The organism is Acaryochloris sp. IP29b_bin.137 (genome assembly GCF_028285745.1).
Classification (GTDB): Bacteria; Cyanobacteriota; Cyanobacteriia; order Thermosynechococcales; family Thermosynechococcaceae; genus Acaryochloris.
Map to the genome: position 1 here is coordinate 1 of NZ_JANQOP010000168.1, position 6182 is coordinate 6182.

At 44.7% G+C, this 6182-nt stretch carries 7 protein-coding genes; 3 read left to right on the forward strand and 4 right to left on the reverse strand.

The window, feature by feature from the left end; genetic code table 11:
- Window positions 1–213 precede the first annotated feature (213 nt).
- Window positions 214–1260: a DUF2278 family protein gene (locus Q0991_RS12375; RefSeq protein WP_299488962.1), complete on the reverse strand. Its 1047-nt coding sequence runs from the start codon at window positions 1258–1260 to the stop codon at window positions 214–216.
- Between the two features lie 384 nt (window positions 1261–1644).
- Between Q0991_RS12375 and Q0991_RS12380 the strand changes: the two genes are divergently transcribed.
- The 3 genes from Q0991_RS12380 (at window position 1645) to Q0991_RS12390 (ending at window position 4348) form a co-directional block, all read left to right on the forward strand.
- Window positions 1645–2595 (forward strand): endonuclease/exonuclease/phosphatase family protein, encoded by a 951-nt coding sequence (locus Q0991_RS12380; RefSeq protein ID WP_299488965.1) that lies wholly within the window; start codon window positions 1645–1647, stop codon window positions 2593–2595.
- A 47-nt stretch (window positions 2596–2642) separates the two neighbouring features.
- Window positions 2643–3452, forward strand: a complete 810-nt coding sequence (locus Q0991_RS12385) for a hypothetical protein (RefSeq protein ID WP_299488968.1) — start codon at window positions 2643–2645, stop codon at window positions 3450–3452.
- A gap of 254 nt (window positions 3453–3706) precedes the next feature.
- Window positions 3707–4348 carry a hypothetical protein gene (locus Q0991_RS12390; protein ID WP_299488970.1) on the forward strand — a complete coding sequence of 214 codons (642 nt, stop codon included), beginning with the start codon at window positions 3707–3709 and terminating at the stop codon, window positions 4346–4348.
- 300 nt (window positions 4349–4648) lie between these two features.
- Here the strand turns inward: Q0991_RS12390 and Q0991_RS12395 are convergent, their stop codons facing one another.
- The 3 genes from Q0991_RS12395 to Q0991_RS12405 form a co-directional block, all read right to left on the reverse strand.
- A complete protein-coding gene (locus Q0991_RS12395; protein ID WP_299488972.1) occupies window positions 4649–5194 on the reverse strand; it encodes a hypothetical protein in 546 nt (181 codons plus the stop codon).
- 261 nt (window positions 5195–5455) lie between these two features.
- Window positions 5456–5722, reverse strand: coding sequence for a Txe/YoeB family addiction module toxin (locus tag Q0991_RS12400; protein WP_366524950.1), 267 nt, complete (start codon window positions 5720–5722; stop codon window positions 5456–5458).
- Between the two features lie 3 nt (window positions 5723–5725).
- The gene (locus Q0991_RS12405; protein ID WP_299488974.1) at window positions 5726–5977 is read right to left on the reverse strand and encodes a type II toxin-antitoxin system Phd/YefM family antitoxin; all 252 of its coding nucleotides are present in this window, start codon (window positions 5975–5977) and stop codon (window positions 5726–5728) included.
- Window positions 5978–6182 lie beyond the last annotated feature (205 nt).

A 6182-nucleotide genomic window follows, 5' to 3' on the forward strand; every position in this document is an offset into this window, starting at 1 on the left:
TAGGGTAGTCGTTTCGGCCACCCTATTTTCTTTGAAATCACACTGCCCTATCTACTGCTGACTCTAGATTTGAAGTACCTTGTCATCCCCAAAGCCCCAGACGTTAATGAGCGGGAAGATCAACGGCTAACAAAACCTGTAACTAACAGAGTTTATAACTTTGTAACTATCGTAAGGAATGCCCTAGCGAATACCAGTATTCACGCCCTTAGATCATCGAAATAGAATCAGTTCGCCTTCTGGCCTAGCCTGCTCGCGCGTGTAAGACACGCCATCGACTTTAATACCATTGTCGTCCAACAACGAGATCAACCCCCCTTGATTTGACAAAGGAATAGCATCTAGAGCAATTGATTTAACCTCACCCGCCGCTAGCGTTACCCCATCCGGAATTCTTTGAGCCTGATCATTTCTGTTGAGAATGGACCAACCCCCGATTGATATCTCTTCCTGAGTCGAACGGTTGATGAGGTAGACCGATTCCTGGGAAGCAGACCCAGGCTGATTCTCGCTGCCTACAGGATTCACCAAAGCGGCCACAATCGCCACCCTTAAATCATCTGGAATAGTGATGCCCCCATTTCCAGGAATCCTGCCGAGAAGCTGGGCAAAATTCTGACTTCCGGCAATGCCATTTCCGCTTTCATCATCCGTGTGTATTGCTTGAGAAGCAAAGGCAAGGAAAATAGCAGCAAAGCGGTCCTCATCTGGAAAATGGATAATAATGCCACCGTCTTGCCAAACCCCATTAAATCGTTCAAACCGACCTTGGCTACCTTGATTCATATGGATATTATGAATCCCCTGATTATCACTGAACGGCTCACCGAACAGATAGACCGTGGCTTCCCGATTGATGGCGGCCTGAAGTTCAGGCATGACAAAGTCAATAATGTCATCCCTTTCTCCAGGAAGGTCATGGGGTAACACTCTCCCCTCCTCAAAATCGATTAAATTCCCCCTAATGTAATCAAGGGCAATACCCCCTGGGGCGCTCTCCAGGGTATGAAACCCCATATTGAATTCTGGAAGTCGATCCACAATGGAGTGCCTGAAATTCAACTCATGCCAGAAAACGAGCTCCGAGAGTTCTGATAGAGATTTGACATTAATAGAAGCTCGACGAGCATTGTCAAAACTGCCACCCGTCCCATCATCATAAAAGAGGTGGATATGGGGAGACCGATCATCTTGTTCAGCCCGTTCCGCACTCACTCGAACGGGTTTTGCTACCCACACGCCATAACTATCTATCGACATTAGAGTATCGACTCCTTAAAGAGAAGTGAAAGGTGGACCGAACTTTTCAATGGCCATCAGTTCTGTCCACCTATCTTCTCGATAGGGAAAAAATATGCAAAATTAATATAAATTAAAATGAAGGTTAGGTTAAGAGATTACTGTTAATTATATTTGCTTCTAATCTATATTCAAATTTCAAACCTAACTTCTTTTCACCTTATCATTTCAAAAATATTGGGTTATTTTTTTACTTATAAAACTTTAGAATCCTAAAGAAACATTATCTGAAAAAATCTTTCATAGTTACTTCAGGGTCAATACTGAATTACCAATAGGTTGAGATAACTGATTGCGCTATTTAGAAAGATTTGGGCCTGTTACTGTGTAACCACCGGACTGAAAATGGCTATAACAATAACAACTTGGAACGTTCAGAACTTAAGTCAAAACAGCAACGAATTTGACGAGAAACTGGATTTTCTAGTCAATACGTTGCAAACCCTCAACTCTGATGTGATTGCCCTTCAAGAGATCCTGGATTTAGATGCCCTCAATGCTCTCGCAACCAGGTTAGGTTTTCAATCCTTTGCTGCAACACCTGATGGTAGAGGCAATCGAGTTGCATTCTTGACACGCAACAATCCCGTCAGTGCCCCCACCTTGATTGATCAGTGGCAACTCCCCAATGGCGAAGAGATTCATCGATTTAACTCAGATGGTGAGGTCATCGCTGAACCTTCCCTTCCCCGACCCGCTTTTCAAATCACCCTTTCAGATAACGGTGAAGAAATTGACATTATTAACATCCACATGAAATCCAAGCTGCTCACATTTGGGGGTAACTTTTCAACCTCAGATGAACGATTGAGAGTTCAGACCGCATTTTTTGCCCTAGAACGTCGTGCAGGAGAATCGACGACGCTCCGTGAACGGGCTACCGCACTACTTTCATCTGGACGCAGAACAGTCGTTCTGGGTGACTTCAATGATGGGGCGCAGGCAGCAACAACGGAGATCCTATATGGACCATCCGGCAGTCAACCTCGGGGGCCTGAAGATGCGACCAATGCGAGGGGAGCCTTTCAACGAGGTGATGATGGCGATCCACAACGGCTGTTTAACGTGACGAATTTGGTTCCCCTAGAGAACCGTTGGACACGACGTCATCAAGGCCAACCGGAACTATTAGATCATATTTTGGCTAGTGTAGGCATGATGCCCCGCATCAATGGTTTACGGCAGGTACCGACCATGAGCATCCTAAACGAAGAGGTTCCTAATTTACCTGGGGGTAGCCCCAATACAAGCAACGTGATCCCTGATCATGCTCCTGTTACTGCAGCATTTGTGTGAGTATCCTGTAAGTCGTTTTAAGAGATATGGATTTGCGAGTAATTCCCTTGAACATTGATTGGAAAGGAAGGATGCGGATAGTCACCACAGTTGTGTTGATCATCGTTGTTTGCACCCTGAGTGGTTGTGGTGTCATGGGTCGACCGACAGATGGGCTTTATCGTCTACCTTATGCCGACGGTGTTGATGTCGAGGTTACACAAGATGATCTCACTCACCGCACGCCAGCTATGAACATGTTTGACTTTGCCGGTGTTGCAACAGAGCAGATTCTTGTAGCTACAGCACCTGGATGGGTACGTTATTTCGAGGATGAAAACGAGGTTGGCGGCACCGCGAACAATAATTATATTTGGATCGAGCATCCGCTTGACTATTGCCAGACAAGTTCGAGCGAGGCGATTGGGTCAACAACGCCGACAACCTGTAAACCCTGTCCAAAAGGTCTTGGAAAATGCAATGAATGGACGCTTACTGTGCACATGCGCAATAGGAGTATCACGAGTGCACCGCCGCTTGGTGCTGGGCTCAGCCTGAATGAGTGGGTAGTTGCGGGCCAACCCATTGGCATTGAGGGCGCAGTTGGTGTTGTGTTCAAGAACAATATGCGCTGTTCTGATGGCGACTTTGCGGTGGACCCCCTCTGCGGTCGACATGCCCATTTTAATGTGTTCGTTTTCGATTCAGATGTCCCTGTTGAGAATCAAATACCGACTGTAAACGGCGATTACGAAGAGTACGCAAAACAGTTGTCCGAACGGCCAGAGCGCGTGCCAGCCTTCTGTACACAGGCTGGATTGCGTTTTGTTCGAAAAGGAGAAGTACATACTGCGGCACCATGTCCTAACTTTCAGTAAATGGTCATGGGAGACTATATACCAGTATTCAACTAAAGCTGATTCACCAAAGCTAATTAAATAAGGATTTTGAAATAGTCAAATATTTTGAAGTATCTTGATCTGAATTCAGGGCACTGGTATTAACTGTCCACTTTTTCGAGTAAAGTTCGGTAGTGCTAGAAAGTATGAACAAAGTTCGATAATTGTCTATATCGTCAAGTAGTTGACACTTCACGGACTCCTGATCGCAATCTCTGGGTGATGCTGGATTAATGAGTGATATTTTAAAAGCACTTAAAGCGTTTGTTGGCAGAGATCTATCTTATGTCTTTGCGGGTTCACTAATTATTGCGAGCTTTTTATATTTACATAACCGAATGAATCTGGTCGAATTCCCTACTGCTGGCTACTTTGTTTTAGCCGGAATTTCGTACGTCTTATCCTACGTAATTCGAGATACTACAGCGATGATTGGTCTTAGCCCTATAATGACAAAACCTCCAGGAAAATTTATGAAATGGGTTTACAAGAGGTTAAACGGAAGGCCTTGGAATGAAAATATTTCTCCGTACCATATAAATACACAAATACAGATTAATCAGCGATTATCCGCTTCGAATTCGCAATTGCTGGAGAGGATTGCTATGCTTTCCCATTTGTGTTCAACGACCAGCCCATGCTTTTTCTTATCAGGATTAATTTTAGGATATCGAGCTATTGGCCAATTATCTTTGCCGGGGAATAGTTCGTTTGGATTTGATCTTAGCTTAGCAATGTTCGGTATCACAATTTCTTTTGCACTAAGTATCTTTGCCAAATTTCAAGCTATGACTCGTTCGGAATTCATCTATTATGCTTTATCCGTTATTCCAAATGATATGACTATAGTTGGAATAGGTGATGAACCCTCCTAATACCATTGTTTGATTGTGTGTCAACAAAGTGTGAGATAGGTGTCTGAATCTTGCCATCTCAAAGAATGCTCCGTCAGTCCAGCCCATTGGGTAGCCGTGTTCTAATTTACCTGGGGTTTACCCCAATAGAAGCAACGTGATCCCTGATCATGCTCCTGTTACCGCAGCATTTGTCTAACAGTCGTTTAGGCCCTTATCTGATTCGCCTGATGAGTTCTTACACTCAGGCTTTGGAAGCTTGGAAGTCTGTAACTTCAACTAAACGCTTCAAATCAGAGACAACGCTCACCCCATCAGAGATCATCCTGTATTGACGACAGACCCCTCTTGTCCTGGAGTACTGGCCTGAGCAGGCTCTACCGTGGCATCCCCAGCAGTGCCTAGTTGCCGATCCTGTCCAGCATCATTCCCCTGGTTTCTCGCATCATCCTCAGATGATTGTTTAACCGAAAGCACGAGACTTCTAAACGTTTGAGTAAGTTGGTGAATACTGTCACTACCCCCAGCTAGGACCCCTGCAGTCAGAACAACATCAATAAAGTAAAAGAATTTTTGTTGAAGAAGTGACGCTTCTTCATTAGGAGTAAAGAAAACATCTAACGTTCTGACCCCTGCCATAGCAATAAAGAGACTCAACAAGAAGCCAACCGTATAGGTAAACTTTTTCGTATCTCCATCATTCTGTCCCTTAAAGATATTGAGCAGAACCTCCAAAAGGCTTTCTAAGAGCCAAGCAATCATCCAGAGAGAGATCAGTAAATTGAACACCTCATCTGGATTCTTATTCTCAAAAACGACGGAGAGCGGAGGCTCAGTAGAAAATAACTGACCCCCAAAGATAACCAAGGTTATACCAAATAGCCCGAATAAAAGAATTTTTCTAAGTGTATTTAGTGATCCATTTCTGCGAGTAGTCAAACTAATCCCCCTATGGAGTGAATAGAGATATCAACGGCCCTAAGCCACACCGATCGGAAATAGGGAAGCAAATAGCCTAAAGAAATATCTGGAGCAGAAACTAAAAATATGCAAATAGTTCAGCCGCCCTTCGTTAGGCGTCCACTAAATCCCCTTATTGATGGCTATTGAGATCGCTAACCACAAATCTTAGTCCCCATAATGGGTCCACATTCGCAGCACCTTAACCACCTTTAGATCATCGATCACCTGATAAACCAATCGATGTTGAATATTAATTCGCCTAGAGTAAGTTGGTTCAGAAGTTCCCTTCAGCTTTTCAAACGAGGGCGGGGACTGGTAGGGATTATCTGCCAAGACATCTAAGAGCTTTTGCGCCTGTCCCTTTAGATTGGCAGCAGCTAGCTTCAAAGCATCCTTCTGGGCCTGCTTCGTGTACTTGATCGTCCACATCAGCGCCTACCAATCCAGCTCATCCGCACATTCATCGAGCGGTTCACGAATGCCTTCCTCAATCGAATTCCAGACCCCAGGAATTGACTTCAGATAAAGCGTTTCCTGTAATGCCTTCCAGTCCTGCTCACTGACCAACACCGCATTCCCCCTCTTACTCGTAATCGTGACGGGTTCATGGGACTCATTAACCTGATCCACCAACCCAAAAAGAGATTGTCTAGCTTCAGTCACCGAGAGGATAGTAGAGTCAGCCATATTAGCGGGGCACAGAGCAACCTGAGCGTACGGAATTACGTACATAATTATAGCCTTTGCATCTAAAAGTTGAATGGACTTGAGGTCTCGGCCCTCATAATTTGGCATAACTATCCTTCTTAAGCCTCCGGTTTGACCGGAGGACTCGTAAGGTTTAACCTTCCCTGCGGTCATAGTCCTATCCCAAAACTTCGGGAGTTGCTAA

Coding starts and splice junctions, on each gene's coding strand:
- Q0991_RS12375 (WP_299488962.1), bottom strand. CDS start 1,260: ATGTCGATAGATAGTTATGGCGTGTGGGTAGCAAAACCCGTTCGAGTG.
- Q0991_RS12405 (WP_299488974.1), bottom strand. CDS start 5,977: ATGGCTGACTCTACTATCCTCTCGGTGACTGAAGCTAGACAATCTCTT.
- Q0991_RS12390 (WP_299488970.1), top strand. CDS start 3,707: ATGAGTGATATTTTAAAAGCACTTAAAGCGTTTGTTGGCAGAGATCTA.
- Q0991_RS12380 (WP_299488965.1), top strand. CDS start 1,645: ATGGCTATAACAATAACAACTTGGAACGTTCAGAACTTAAGTCAAAAC.